16 protein-coding genes are annotated in these 13367 nt (G+C 54.3%); 5 read left to right on the top strand and 11 right to left on the bottom strand.

Features of this window, described 5'->3' with window-relative positions; all coding sequences use genetic code 11:
• Positions 1–354 precede the first annotated feature (354 nt).
• Positions 355–618 carry a DUF3077 domain-containing protein gene (locus tag ACF8EF_RS25105; RefSeq protein ID WP_176682545.1) on the bottom strand — a complete coding sequence of 88 codons (264 nt, stop codon included), beginning with the start codon at positions 616–618 and terminating at the stop codon, positions 355–357.
• Between the two features lie 162 nt (positions 619–780).
• Positions 781–1023, bottom strand: a complete 243-nt coding sequence (locus ACF8EF_RS25100; protein ID WP_176682546.1) for a hypothetical protein — start codon at positions 1021–1023, stop codon at positions 781–783.
• Positions 1024–1472: 449 nt separating this feature from the next.
• On the opposite strand from ACF8EF_RS25100, the gene ACF8EF_RS25095 reads away from it, so the two are divergent.
• Together ACF8EF_RS25095 and ACF8EF_RS25090 are read left to right on the top strand one after the other, a co-directional pair.
• Positions 1473–1805, top strand: coding sequence for a phosphate-starvation-inducible PsiE family protein (locus ACF8EF_RS25095; RefSeq protein ID WP_392462164.1), 333 nt, complete (start codon positions 1473–1475; stop codon positions 1803–1805).
• Positions 1802–2275, top strand: a complete 474-nt coding sequence (locus tag ACF8EF_RS25090) for a phosphate-starvation-inducible protein PsiE (RefSeq protein WP_392462163.1) — start codon at positions 1802–1804, stop codon at positions 2273–2275. The genes ACF8EF_RS25095 and ACF8EF_RS25090 overlap by 4 nt, the downstream gene beginning before the upstream one ends.
• 58 nt (positions 2276–2333) lie before the next feature.
• Here the strand turns inward: ACF8EF_RS25090 and ACF8EF_RS25085 are convergent, their stop codons facing one another.
• The 4 genes from ACF8EF_RS25085 to ACF8EF_RS25070 form a co-directional block, all read right to left on the bottom strand.
• Positions 2334–2948: a hypothetical protein gene (locus ACF8EF_RS25085; protein ID WP_280076536.1), complete on the bottom strand. Its 615-nt coding sequence runs from the start codon at positions 2946–2948 to the stop codon at positions 2334–2336.
• A gap of 88 nt (positions 2949–3036) precedes the next feature.
• Complete coding sequence (locus ACF8EF_RS25080; RefSeq protein ID WP_392462161.1) at positions 3037–3729, bottom strand: hypothetical protein; 693 nt, start codon at positions 3727–3729, stop codon at positions 3037–3039.
• A gap of 23 nt (positions 3730–3752) precedes the next feature.
• Positions 3753–4847, bottom strand: a complete 1095-nt coding sequence (locus ACF8EF_RS25075) for a hypothetical protein (protein WP_392462159.1) — start codon at positions 4845–4847, stop codon at positions 3753–3755.
• Between the two features lie 2 nt (positions 4848–4849).
• Positions 4850–5935 carry a hypothetical protein gene (locus tag ACF8EF_RS25070; RefSeq protein WP_392462158.1) on the bottom strand — a complete coding sequence of 362 codons (1086 nt, stop codon included), beginning with the start codon at positions 5933–5935 and terminating at the stop codon, positions 4850–4852.
• A 168-nt stretch (positions 5936–6103) separates the two neighbouring features.
• On the opposite strand from ACF8EF_RS25070, the gene ACF8EF_RS25065 reads away from it, so the two are divergent.
• A complete protein-coding gene (locus ACF8EF_RS25065) occupies positions 6104–6355 on the top strand; it encodes a phosphate-starvation-inducible PsiE family protein (RefSeq protein ID WP_392462156.1) in 252 nt (83 codons plus the stop codon).
• Between the two features lie 3 nt (positions 6356–6358).
• On the opposite strand, the gene ACF8EF_RS25060 is transcribed toward ACF8EF_RS25065, so the two are convergent.
• A complete protein-coding gene (locus tag ACF8EF_RS25060; protein ID WP_176682547.1) occupies positions 6359–6649 on the bottom strand; it encodes a DUF3509 domain-containing protein in 291 nt (96 codons plus the stop codon).
• Positions 6650–6792: 143 nt separating this feature from the next.
• On the opposite strand from ACF8EF_RS25060, the gene ACF8EF_RS25055 reads away from it, so the two are divergent.
• On the top strand, positions 6793–8748 hold the full coding sequence (locus tag ACF8EF_RS25055; RefSeq protein WP_392462154.1) for a TadG family pilus assembly protein: 1956 nt from the start codon (positions 6793–6795) through the stop codon (positions 8746–8748).
• Here ACF8EF_RS25055 and ACF8EF_RS25050 read toward each other — a convergent pair.
• The gene (locus ACF8EF_RS25050; protein WP_392462152.1) at positions 8733–11378 is read right to left on the bottom strand and encodes an ATP-binding protein; all 2646 of its coding nucleotides are present in this window, start codon (positions 11376–11378) and stop codon (positions 8733–8735) included. The genes ACF8EF_RS25055 and ACF8EF_RS25050 overlap by 16 nt on opposite strands.
• Positions 11375–11818 (bottom strand): TadE/TadG family type IV pilus assembly protein, encoded by a 444-nt coding sequence (locus ACF8EF_RS25045; protein ID WP_176682549.1) that lies wholly within the window; start codon positions 11816–11818, stop codon positions 11375–11377. Before ACF8EF_RS25045 ends, ACF8EF_RS25050 begins: the two co-directional genes overlap by 4 nt.
• A 75-nt stretch (positions 11819–11893) precedes the next feature.
• On the opposite strand from ACF8EF_RS25045, the gene ACF8EF_RS25040 reads away from it, so the two are divergent.
• Entirely contained in the window at positions 11894–12316 is a 423-nt protein-coding gene (locus tag ACF8EF_RS25040; RefSeq protein ID WP_392462150.1) for a prepilin peptidase, read from the top strand.
• 70 nt (positions 12317–12386) lie between these two features.
• Here the strand turns inward: ACF8EF_RS25040 and ACF8EF_RS25035 are convergent, their stop codons facing one another.
• Both ACF8EF_RS25035 and ACF8EF_RS25030 read right to left on the bottom strand, forming a co-directional pair.
• Entirely contained in the window at positions 12387–12650 is a 264-nt protein-coding gene (locus tag ACF8EF_RS25035) for a DUF3613 domain-containing protein (RefSeq protein WP_176682551.1), read from the bottom strand.
• A 15-nt stretch (positions 12651–12665) separates the two neighbouring features.
• A complete protein-coding gene (locus tag ACF8EF_RS25030) occupies positions 12666–13367 on the bottom strand; it encodes a tetratricopeptide repeat protein (RefSeq protein ID WP_176682552.1) in 702 nt (233 codons plus the stop codon).

Below are 13367 nucleotides of genomic sequence, written 5' to 3'. Positions count from 1 at the left end.
CTGGTTGTGTTGCGGTTTACTGTATCTATATACAGTAATGGCAATGCTGGTTGGTTCGCAAGCAGAAATTGTAGCGTGGCATAGACCGAGCGAATGCGGTGGCGGTTGCGACGGTGAATGGTCGGGGGATATTGGCCGGCAGGTCCGGCCTATTCGCGGGTGAACCCGCTCCTACGGGGGCGTTAACGGCTGGGTTTTGCGTCAGGCACGTGATCGCAAGGAGAGCAGTCTGGCTCAAGACATGCGCTGTAGATGTAGTAGATCGAGCGCCGCCCGCGCGGCGCTCGATCTCACAGGCGCTGAAACTGCTGCGGCAAACACATAGAGGCCTTCATCCAACCTGAAGCGAAATCCTCACGGCTTCATACCCAACTCGGCATCATCCATCAGCGCCTTGGCCATGGCACTCAGATAATGGGCGGCCCAGATCATCATGGGTTTCTCCTCCATCAGGCCAGTAATGGTCAATTCACGCACATAGCCCATCAATTCCGACGACTGCTCGCGGGCGTCCCTGCAGGGGATGCCGGGCTCGATGCGGAACAGTGGATGGGTGCTGTTTTCGCCTTGATAGAAAGTGGTCTTGCCGACGGTGAATTGGGTGTCTTCTGTTGTCATTGTTCAATCCCCTGAAGTTTCTCTAGTGCCTGGCCGACCCTTTCGCGGGCATGCCCGCTCCCACAGGCTCCCACAGGTACTGTGCAAGTCTTGAGGCTGTGGTGATCCTGTGGGAGCGGGCGAGCCCGCGAAGAGGCCGACCTCCCGGCGCATTAACCAGCCTTAGTGCGAAGTCCTGGGCTCAGCGGGCATCTGCACCTGAACCAGTGCCGACTCAAGCAGAGCCCGCAGCGCCTCCAGCTCATGCATCGAGGTCATCATCAGGATCGAAACCGGTGACTTGGGCTGAAGCAGCAACGCCTGATGCACCACGGTAGCTGCGCACAACGCGTAGTCGGTGGCCTGGATCAGGGTGTCTTCGAGGGAATGGAGGTTATGGGGTGGATCGGGAACTACTTTCAGCATGGTGAAGGCCTGTTCAAAGTTGGGGCCACCACCTCCTGCTGTCAAACAATGAGGCGGCAGCTGTACATGGGTTGACAGACCGGTGAACAGAACCAAAAGCCGGCGCACACGAGGTGCCCCATGACAGCTGCCATAAAGGCAAAGCCATGTGGTTAGTTCAGGGCGGCCTGTCAAAGCCGATCGCTGACTGGCAGCGACGACCCCAGACTAGTGCGCATGCCCGAACGCCACAATGGCAGGGAGTATCTTTGGGAAATGCCCTACAAGGAAGGGGCTAAATCTGATTTTTCCCCAAGCACGGCCGTGCATTTCTGCAATGCGCCATGCCTCAAGGTGCCTTGCGGCAATCGGTCGCCTTCCAAGACAGGGGCTTGGCCCTTTAACTGCATGGCACAAGCGTCACATCAGCGACGCATCATCCTTAAAGACGTATCGGGGAATGGAACATCGTGAACATCAAATGGGCAGAAAAACTGCGCAAGGGCCTGCACGGCTCGGCCGACTCGCTGGGCAACCTTTGCGTCGAGGCGTTCCATTACCTGGCGCTGTTCGGCATTGGCGCGATCACCGCCTACGCGGCGGTGGTGACGTTCCTGGACATGCTGGGCAAGGGCGGGATCAGTGTCGATGACATCCTGCTGTTGTTCATCTACCTGGAGCTGGGGGCGATGGTGGGGATCTACTTCAAGACCAACCACACGTATCTAACACACACCATTGTTTCCGGCGGATTATCCATACAGCAGACTGAAACTAGCTATGATTGGAGTATTCGGGTATGAAATGGGCAGAAGAAAGCCGAAAAAATATGCATGGCAAAGCAAATTCCATGGGGAATTTACTGGTAGAAGGCTTTCACTATCTTGGATTGTTTGCGATTGGTGCTGTGACGGCGTGGGCTTCTGTTATGGCTTTCTTGGAAATGGTAGAGGCAAGACATGCAAGTGTAGATGATATTTTGCTTTTGTTTATCTACTTAGAGCTTGGGGCGATGGTTGGTATTTATTTTAAAACCAATCATCTACCTATAAGGTTTCTATTGTACATCGCAATTACAGCTCTGACTCGATATCTGATAGGAGATGTCTCGCACCATAAAGCTCCTGATGTTGGTCTGATATATCTTTGTGGCGGTGTTTTCTTATTGTCTCTGTCAGTTTTGGCTGTTAGATATGCATCCTATAAATTCCCCTCAAGTAAAGCTATCGACGCATCTGGGGAAGTAATAGGGGAACAAGTTTTAGATAAGTGATTTGAGGATAAACATAGGAGGTGCTTAGCAGGTTGCCCCTCCTGTTTTTTGGCGTTCGTTAGGCCACATTTGCTTTAGAAATTAGCTGATCTCTTTCTTTTTGCGACAGGTGAGCTGTGAATATTTCTATGGCGGGATATGTTTTACTGCCATCTGCTACTTTTCGGAAATTTTTGAGAACCTCGTGCCCATCAGATGGGCGGAAAAGATAGCCGAACTGAGATTCTATAATTTCTTTGTCAACTACCGAGTACTGCCATGCTACTAGAGTGAACTCCAAAGAATTTAGATACGATACAACATGCCATCTCAGTTCTGTTGATTGAGCTTCTGAAATAGTTATTGTCTCTGTCGGCTCGTTCAGTCCGTCAAGATTTTCGCCAAAAAGTTGAATTAATAAATTTGCATACTTTTTGTTAATTTTAACCTCATTCTGTCCGAATATATCTCGGCATTGCTCCTCGCTGAGGCACTCAACAATTTTCCTAGCAACAGAGCCCTCCTTCTTTAGATTCTTAGCCCATTCCAGTAATATATCTACAGATTTTTCCCTTCTAGATCTTTCATGGTCTGATTTCACTTGCTTATGTGCAATATAAACTTGCAGTGATAATCCGACAACAGCAAATGACCCTATAATTGTGGCAACGTTTGCCCATTCTTGGAGCGACATCTATGACCTGATTTAAGTAATTTGTATGGCTAAATGATATCATAATAGTATGATTTTTGTCCATATAAGATAGTTTATGCTCGGAAAATTAAAGCTCACTTTGAGTGCTGAGAACGTATCGCAGCAGGAGTTTTTCGATTTCTGAGTTGGATTCTGAGATGCTGTATAAACAGTTACTCTTTATGTCGATTTTCAGAATATTACCTTGTCTGGAAGTTTGCATTCGTATTCGATCAAATCTAATTGTGCTTCCATTCATGATTTTGTTTGCAGCGGTTAATGCATTTTCGATGCTGTAAATGGAAAATGAGATTTTCTCGCTTTTGGAAATTACTTGGTTAGAGGTGTAGGCGTGTGTAATTGTGATTTGTGTGGGGCTAGAGCTTTTCAGATGAGTGACGAGGTTGGTAAGAGAAATCTCTATTTGAGAAATGAATACTTTTGTACCGGTCGCCTCTTGCAGTAGTTTAATCAATGGTTTGATTGATCGCGAAGATGAATCGATAATTAGTAGATACTCAAACTTCTTGATGCTCTGTAGCGTGAAGGCGAATTTATTAACTTTGTAAAAAGTTAAAGTTTCACCTGGAGTATGTAAATCTAGCTCGTTTGAAATTATTACTGTTTCACGGGCCCAGAAAAAACCAGAGACTGTATTATCTTCTCTAGCTAGATCGTAGAGTCCATGGTCCAGTGAGTTATGGTGCACGTGATGTAGTAGTTTCTCGAAGAGCTCTGCGGGAGGGCATTCGGAAACTTTGATGTTGAATATTTTTTTCACTACGAAGCTCCTTGTGATGTGCGTTATTTTGTAAGGTTTTCAATTAGCTCCCGAGCCTTTGCTTCAATTTTTGACTGGATTAGCTTTTCAATCGTACCCGTAGGTGGAAATCTATTTGTGGAATGCTTGTCACTGGAAATGTAACGATAGAATCCTTTAACTTTGTGAGAGAAGCTTGTGCAGTTGTCAGAGTCTTCAAACTTAACTTCTATCTCATATATGTCAGGCGTGGCCGAATCTTCTGTACAGGTCCATACTGCATGATAGGTATAAAAGCCTTTGCTATGTAGGAGATCAATTTCTTTGGAGTTGAGTACACCTTTTCCATTTAGGGATGCTTTGAATACATGGATGTCTGATCCAATGTCTTCCTCTTCATTCTCTGCTTGATCTATTTCTGACTCTTCGCGGCTATTTTTCTCGGGGTTAAAGATGGAGACTTTTGAAACGTCCTTAAGAGAAAAACCATCAATGTTATTTATCAGGTCTTCTAAAAATTTAGATCTGAGCTCTGCATTGTCAATAAATTCTAGAGATATGGTCTCGGCTGTAACGGGCTGCTCTTTTTTTATGCTTAGTATTTCTATGAGGTGATTGGTCCATTTCTCTGCGTCCTCATTGTAAGGAGACCTGATTACAAGCTCGTCTGAATTTGAGGATATACTTATCACAGCTTCCTTGGTGACAACCTGCTGGAGTTGGCTCTTGTTCGGATTTATGTCGCTGTATGTGATTGTTAAAATTGTTTCGTTTAGGTGTTTGGATATCGAAGCATTAGCGTCCTTAGGATAGTCTTTTGAATTGATTATGTCTTTTAATTCAGTGGCTGCATCTAATGCTTCATGGCTTGCAATGTTTTTAATGAATCTAGAAGTTATTTTTTCGCGGTGCGTCGTTGATTGAAGATTGGATGTTAAGTCGTCAAAGTCTTTATAGCCTGTAAACATTCTAGAGTAGTATAGTGCTAATGGTTTTCTCTCTGTTTTTGGGGAGACTATTATTCCTCTTTTGAAAAATATTTCCGCTAGGCTTTGGTTGTTGACTTTTGAGCTTTGAACTGCGTCGCATATTGCCTTGTCATTAGGCATGTAGATGCTTTGGTTTTTCTGGTTTTCCATGGTCACCACTCGCATTCGATTTCTTGTGTGCTAAATGTGTCACTGACTGTAGGAATCAGTTCAAAGCTTATTCCTGTAAGTACTTCATTTTTACCCCATTTTTTTATGTATTCTTGTACGGCAGTTCTGAAATGATTTTGAGCCATCTCGCCTTGGTCTTGTGCAATTGCTCTTACAGATATTTTTTTATTGCTGTTAAGCATTTGATAGTTTGATAGTGAATCAAGAAGGAAGAAAATCTCTTTCCAACTTTCAATTTTTTCTTTGTAATAGATCTTGTATCCGGGATCGACACGCTTTACTTCTTCTTGATTTCCGTTGTAAAGCACATCTCCTTGATACTCGATGATCATAAATGGAGCGGAAATCAGTTCGAGAGTAGCAGGGCGGTTGATGGGCGAGTTGTTAGTTTTGTGCAGGTTAAGGTCAGGATAAAAGAACTGATAGCTTTTTCGATTGAATTCTGATCTTGAATCGAGTTTTTCAAGGTCGTCGAAAACGGTTTTTATATATTTTATGGTCTTTGGTTCTAAAATGTGGATTTGCTGATTTGCTTGGAGGTCGATATTTGATATGTTTATGTCATTCTCATTTTCGTGAGAGCTTTTGGATCTTCTTGGGTTCTTTTTTCCGTAAAAAACATCATAAAAATTATTGTCCCAACCGCCGTCGTGATTGTAAACAAATAGCATGCCTCGGATTTCAATGTCTTCTTCGCTTAGTGAGTATCTCTCCTTCCATTCATCACTGTAGCGTGCACAGTCAATAGTATGTGCCAGCGATTTTAGTGATTTTCTGATGCTGGATTGTGTGATGGAGTTTTTTGCATAGCTTTTCAGGTCAGTATTGATCGCTACAGTTTTCTCCGTGTAAGGATCAATGTATGAATAAACTACATCTGTCGGATGGTTGTGCTTCTGCTCTGAAGTGTCATCAGGCTCTGTTTTTGATTGCTTGTGTTTAGTGACTTGCAAACAGTTAAAATTTTGATCAGGAGGGTTGTGATAATTCCATTTAAGCCAAGGAAGTAGTTCGTTCGCCACTTTCACTGCAATCGCCGCAATTCCTGCTCTCTCGCCTCCAGCCATTTTATGCTCCTTATATTTTTCATTTATCCGCAATGGCCTCATGCCATCATAAGGATGTCTTTATGTCAATGATGCTTGCTTTCAGAGGTTGGCTGCCGAGAAAAAGTAGTGCTCTTGTGAATCGCGTGTTCGGAATGGTGGGAGATTTTGGGGCACGCAACGGAAAAAATGTTAGCTCCAACGGTCAAGACCAACCACATGCCGATCCGCTTCCTGCTGTACGTGGCAATCACCGCGCTCACTCGCCTGCTGATCGGCGATGTTTCGCACCACAAGGCACCGGACGAAGGGCTGCTGTACCTGTGCGGCGGCATCCTGCTGCTGGCGTTCTCGATCCTGGTGGTGCGCTACGCCTCGTACCGCTACCCCTCGACCAAGGTGCTGGACGCCAACGGCAAGGCAGTGGAGGAGGGCAAGTAGCCCTCAGTTGGCAACGGAATGGCGCGGCTCGTGACGGACGTCACGGGTCAGCGCGGCCAGCACTTGCATGGGGTTCTGGCCGAGTTCGATCGCAAGGCCCAGGCGGATGCTGTCGATCACCCGTTGCAGGCGCACCGGGTCGTTGCGTTGGGCCTGGGTGATGAGGCGCTTGGCGACCACGCCGGCGTCGTCGGACAGGGTTAGCATGATGCTGCCGTCAAGGTTGGTAATGCTCAGGTTGACCCGGTATTCGGGGGCGAATGCAGCACTGATTCGGTCGAAAGGGTTGTTCATGGCTGGGTGCCTGTAAAAAGGTATCTGCTGAAGTTGACCGGCTACCATCAGGTTGGTTCCTGGCAGGCAATTGGCCATTATCGCAACTACACTCCTGGAATCGCAGCCGCGACGCATGGCCAATGGCCGGCAAAGGAGTGCCCGTGGTTCCCTCATCTGCAGCCCGCCAGCGTGGCGCAATCGGCCTCATGGCGGTGGTTACCTTGGGCCTTGCCTTGTTGTTCATGCTGGTGGTGATCGACAGCGGCCGGCTTTTTCTTGAGCAGCGCAAACTGCAGCGCATTACCGACATGTCGGCGCTGGAGGCGGCAGGCCAGTTTGCCGTGTGTACCGGCAGCGGTCCCCAAGCCACCGTGATTGCCCGGACTGCCGCCACACGCAACGGCCATGCGGCCAGCAACCCGCTCACGGCCAGTTGCGGGTACCTGCAGACCGGCGCCAACAGCTTGCGTACCTTCACCAGTGACAACGATCGCAATGAAGCCATCCGGGTGGATGTGAGCAACACGGTGCCCACCAGTGTTGCTGCGGGGGTCTACACGTTGGCGCAGGGCAGTGGATTGCCGTTGACCACAACCTTGCATGCACATGCGGTGGCATCGTCGCCCCTGCCGCCGCAGGCTATGTTGAGTATTCGTACCACGCTGGCGACCGTCGACTCGCGGCAGTCGGTTCTGCTAAATGCACTGCTCGGCGCACTGGGCGGTGCGGTTCAGCTTGATGTGGCCGGCTGGCAAGGCATCGCCAGTACTCAGCTGAATCTGCTCAGCTACCTTGACCAACTGGCCGTCGAACTTGACCTCAAGGCAGGCGACTATCAGCAACTGCTCACTGCCGACGCCACTGCTACGCAGTTGCTGCAAGCGGCGGTAAAGGTACTGCAGCAGAGCGGTGCGGCGGCAGATGTGGTAACCAATCTGGGCAAGGTGGCACTGGGCGCCAGCAACAGTACGCTGCTGCAACTTGGGGACTTGCTCGATATTCAGAACGGCACGGCGCAGGCCGGGCTGGATGCCAGTATTCAGTTGCTGCAACTGGTGCAGGGGGTAATCCAGCTGGCGGTCAGCGAAAGTGCAGCAACGGTGGACTTGCCAATCAACGTGCTGGGGCTGGTCAATGGTCGGGTGCGGCTGAAGGTGATCGAACCCCAGCAGATTTCTGCGGTGGGAGACCCGCGTACAGATGAGTTGCGGGTGCATACCGCTCAGGTGCGGGCGATGATCTCGTTGGACTTGCCTTTGCTCAACTCGGTGCTTGGGTTGCTCAATGCAGTGTTGGACCTCGTCGGGCCGATAACCAGTGTGCTTAACAATCTGCTCAGCCTGAACCTCGCCAGTACATTGCAATCGGTGCTATGCCTGGTCGGCGTGCCATGTACGGTCACCGATATAATCCTGGTCCCGGATAAGTTGTCTCTGGACATCGGTCTTGAGGTGGCAGAAGCGACGACGAGGCTCAACCCGTTATCGCCAGAAACCTTCAGTTGCTCACCCAAGCGTTTGACGACACAGACTCAGAGTTCAGCCGCCAAGGTGGCGGTGGGGCGTTTTGAGTCGGTGGATGCGTTCTTCACTGGTGGCACTACTGTGGTCAAACCGCTGCCGCTGGTAGATATCGGTACCAAGCGTTGTAGCCAGATCTTGGGTATCGGCACTTGCCTGGCTCGTATACCTTTTGCCGCAGGCGGTCTCGGCCTGCGCGTCAACAGCACGGTGCTGGGCAGCGGAGCGGTCGAACGCCCGCTGGTATTCCAGCCCCCCAACAGCACGCCACCGAACATCGGCCTTCCCTCGGCTTACCAGAGCATGCAACCCGCCAACAACAACGTTGTCGGCAGCCTCACCGACACGCTGCTGGGAATACAGCTGGAAGCCTACAAGCCCACCGCCAACAGTGGCCTCGGCGAAGTACTGGTAATCGTCGGCAACGTCCTTGGCGGCGTCAAAGGCATCGTCGAACCCCTGATCAAAAATCTGCTAAGCCCGTTGCTCGACCCCTTGGTCAACGTGTTACTCAAGGTCCTCGGCATAGACTTGGTCAATGCCGAGGTCGGGGCCAACCTCAGTTGCTCCGGCGGCCGTGCTCAGCTAGCGCTGTAGACGGGCAACCAAACCTGGAAGCACGCACCTTCGTTGCTGTTGTGTGCTTCCAGCCTGCCGCCCATGGCCTCGACGATACTGTGGCTTACCGACAAGCCCAAGCCGGTGCCTGCTCCGGCGGCCTTGGTGGTAAAGAATGGTTCGAAGATGCGTTCGAGCAGGCGTGGCTCGATACCGCCGCCGTTGTCTTCCACCACCAGGCACAGGTGCCCTTCCTCGACGCGCTGGCTCACGCTGATCCGCGGCTTGGCAACCCGCCGTTCGAGCAGCGCGTCACGGGCATTGACCAGCAGGTTGATCAGGACCTGTTCGAGCTGGTCCTCATGGCCCAGTACTTCCGGACACAGTTCTGGCTCTTCGATATGCAAGGCTACACCTTTGCTGCCCAACCCCTCAGCCAGCAACCCCAGCGCACCCTGCACCGCCACCCAGGCGGCGAACACTTGCTGTTCGACCTCGGACCGGCGCCCATAGGTGCGCAGATGCTCGACCAAGCGCGCAATACGATCGACCTGGGCATCGATCCGCTGCAGTTTGCCCGCCACATACTCGGCATCGACCACGCCACTTTCCAGGCGCTTGAGAGTATTGACCAGCGCAAGGCGCATGGTAGTCAACGGCTGGTTGATTTCATGCACGAAGCCCGTAGCCAATTCGCCCAGCGTGGCCATCTTGGCCCCTTGTAGCAGTTGTTGCTGGCTGTGGCGTACTGCTGTGTTGTCGCGTCCCACCGCCTGCACTTCCTGCAACTGCCCGTGCTCATCGAACAGGCCACGCTCGGCCCACACCCACCAGGATGTTCGGCGCCCGGGCAATTGCAGGCAGATTTCAGCACTGGCCAACGGCTGGGTCGGCGTCAACATCGAGAGGCGTTGGAGGAAGGCCGCTCGCTGGCTGTCGGACAGCCACTGACCGAGGTTCATGCCCGTCAATTGTTGCGGCGTGCATTCCAGCTGTTCGGCAAGCGGGTGGTTGCCAAACAGCAGCTCAAGGTCTGGGCGATAGCGACAGATCATGGCCGGCGAGTCTTCTACCAGCACCCGGTAGCGCTCTTCGCTTTGGCGCACCCGCTCGGCCGTTTCGGTCAATTCGCTGACGTCCAGCCACAGCCCCACAGCCTCCACAGGCTGGCCCAGGTCGTCACGCAGCAGGCGGGCTTCGTCCAGTATCCAGTGGTAGGCGCCAAGGTGATCGCGCAGGCGGTAGCGGCTGCGCACCTGGCCATCGCGCAGCAGGGTGCGGGTGCGTTCGAGCCACGTCGGGTGGTCGTCGGGATGCACTGCCTGAGCAGGGTGGCGCGCCAGGTCACTGTCTCTGGGCCAGCCCAGCAATGGCATCAGGCTGGCGCTGAAAAATTCACTGTGCAGTGCACCTTCGGCATAGCGCTGGATGTAAATCACCGCGGGCGAGCTGGCGATCAGGTTTTCGAGCCGGGCGCGCGCGGCTCCGGCCTGCAGTTCCTGATCCTTCAACGCGCTGATATCGAGCACAAACCCCTGAACCTGATGGCCTTGCAACTGGCCTGCCCACTGTAGCCAGCGCGGGCTTGCCAGGCTGTTGGCTGGCAGCAGGCGCAGGTTCAGGTTCAAAGCAATGCCTGCGCGCAGTTGTTCCCACGCCATGCGTGCGGCTTCACGATCGGCCGGGTGCACCCGGCCCAACCATTGCTCGGCGGTGGCCTCAGCCGGTATGCCCAGGCGCAAGGCCAGCGCCGGGTCGAACTGCAGCGGCCCTTGCAGTGGCCATGACCACCAGCCTGCCCCCAGTTGCTGTTGCAGTTCATCCAGGTGGCGTGAACGTTCCCGCAACTGGTGCTGGCGCAGGCGACTGAGCAGGGGTTCGATCAGCGCTTGCAGCAGGGCCGCGACCGTTTCGCTCGCCGGTGGCCGTTGCGCGCCTGCGCACAGCAACCAGGCCTGCACGGTATGGCCGTGCAGGTAGGGCACGGCCAGCAATGGCAAGCCGGCACATGATGGCTGCAACAGCGAGTTTCCAGCAGCCACTTCTCGACCCCGTGGCGGTAGCGTTTGCAGCCAGGGTCGCAAGCGCTCGTCATCGGCCCAGGGCCAGTCGTTGTCGCTGCATGTGTAGGTGTACCAGCCGCAATCGCCCGCCAGCATCAGGCGCAGGGAGCCGGCATGCCAGTGCTCGGCCAGGCGCTTCAGTTGTTCGGTGGCCGTCAGCATCAGACGTTCTTCGTCGCAGTCACGTAGGGCGCGGCCAAGCGCCGCTGCCAGCGCCTGTTGCGTCAGGCGATGGTCTTGTTGCTCGAGTTCCCCCAGCAGGTCACCGATATCGAACAGCTGCAGCAGCCAGCCGTCGCCCTGCCGCTGGAGCCAGCCGCGGGTGTGCAGGGCAGGGCCGTGCACGGTCGTGAAGTCAAGGTCCAGCGGTTGCCCCTGCCAGTCGGCAGGGGGGCCTTCAAGTACCAGCCAGCTGTGCCGTTGCAGGTAGTCATGCACACGGGGGGCACTGTGCGAACTCGCAGGCAGCACCGTGCGCAGGGGACCGGCCAGGCGCAACACATGCCCAAGGTCATCCAGCCAGAGTTGCAGCCCCACCGCTTGCGGGGTGGGCGCTACCTGCGCGGTGGCCTGGTCACCCAGCCAGCGATCGAACAAGCCGCTCATAGCTGCAAGCTCGCTTCGGCCCTTAGGCGATCGGGCAGGCGCGGCACCTCACCGATCAGCGGCAGTACCAGCATAGGCAGCACGTTGTTCAGTTTCGTTTTGGGGTAGTTGATGGTCACGGTCAGCAATTTGTCGGCGCCCAGGGTCACCTGGGTATCACTGGCGGGCTGGAAGTCGAACGCGGCGGGCATCCACTGCAACTGTTGGCTGATGACCTGGTGGGCCAGGGTCTGCACATCGGCGCTGTAGCTGGCGCTGTCCGGGTCCAGGGCCACGCAGCGGCGCACGGCTTCGGCGCTGGCCTGGTTGAATGACTGCAGCATTAGCATGGGCAGGGTGTAGCTGACCAGGCCGTAGAACACCGCGAAAAAGATCATGAATACGGCCGCGAACTCAATGGCCGCTGCGCCTTTTTGCCGTTTTGCCGGGCCTGCTTTCATGATTGCGTCTACCCTGACCATGAATCCTGAGTAACAGCATAGAACCGATCGTCGAACAGGGATGGCCATTTGCCTATGCATAGCCTTGCAGTGCTTGTCTGGCTGGTCTTGTGCGCTGGGCAGGATGCCTGGGAGCGGCAGATTTCCAATGTCCTGACGCTGGGGGTTGCTGCCTGTGCGCTGGCCTGGTTGCTGGCCACCGGGCACAGTTGGCTAGGTGCTCAGGGCAGCGATGCAGCGCTTGCTTTCGTCATCGTCCTGCTACTGACGCTGCCCGGCTACATGCTCGGCCAGTTCGGGGCTGGCGACGTCAAGCTGCTCGGCGCGCTTGCCCTGGCCACCAGCCTGGACCACGTACTCGGCACGTTCATTGGCGCTGGTGTGGCAATGGTTGTATGGCAAATGGTACGGCGCAGGTCACGCCAGCCAGGGGAGAAAAGGCCGTTTGCGCCTTGCTTGCTGGCAGGCTTTGCCGTTTCGCTGGCCTGGGTTGGCTAAACATCTTCAAGGTATGCAAAGAATCTGTAGGCGATTGCCCAGCCCACAGAGCCCCCGCTAAGTCAGCGAGTCAGTTGTTTCGCTCTGCCATCTTTGTCCAGCGGTAGAAGTCGGGGATTTCGTACTTGTAGGTATCCAGCCAGCGCTGCATGGACTGGTCACGCTCCCGCGCGGTTTGCACCTGCAGGTGCCTGGATGCCTGCTCACCGCTGGACTGCAAGCGCAGCAGCCGTTCGGTCGCCGTCTCGTCCAGAGGGGGATGGTGCGGGTTTTCCTCGGCCAGTAACGTCGCGCTGCCAACGCAGCAGGCCAGTACCATCACATACCTGATCATGATCACCTCCGCGTATCAATTGACCATCATGTCCTGGGCCCTGGTCGACGCGATCGGGCCTCGGCCGCCGGCCTTGATCTTGCTGGCCCGCGCCTGGGCTTCGGCAAACTGCCCAGCTTTGAGCTGCAGCCGGTATACCAGGTCGGTGGCCTGTTGCCAGTTGTCCTGCACCAGCGCCAAGGTCACCAGGTTGACCGCAGGCAGCGTGTTGTCGTCCTTCAGTTCAATGGCCGTCAGCAACTCGAAGCGAGCTTGCTCATAGCGCCCCAGGTTCATCAAGACCACGCCAAGGTCGTTGCGCACCCGTTCGTCGGTAGGCGCAAGCCGTACTGCGCGTTGCAGGTGCTGCAGGGCCTGGACGTCGTCGCCCCGGGCTGAGGCCAATTGGCCCAGGCCATGTTCGCCTTCGGCGGCCAGGCAACCGCCAAGCAGGCTGCGGTACAAGGGCTCGGCTTCGCCGAGGCCAAGCAGCCGTGACACTTTGGCCTTGCGCAGGCGAACCTGTTCGAAGGTGTCCGGCAGTTGCTGCAAGTGGGCAAGGCTGGCGTGCGGGCGCCCGTCGTTGAGCATTTCGTCTGCCAGGTTCAGTGACAGTTGCTGGTCGGCGTCTGGCTTGCTGCAACTGGCGGTAGCGAACAACTGGCGCAGGCCTTCCGGCTGCTGCCCGGCGCATCCGGTCAACAACACCAGGCTTGCGCACAACAGGATTGTCTTCAT

This window comes from Pseudomonas sp. zjy_15 (genome assembly GCF_043101865.1).
Lineage (GTDB): Bacteria > Pseudomonadota > Gammaproteobacteria > Pseudomonadales > Pseudomonadaceae > Aquipseudomonas > Aquipseudomonas putida_Y.
Note: the sequence above shows the minus strand (reverse complement) of the source record. Positions and strands in the feature narration are given on the sequence as shown.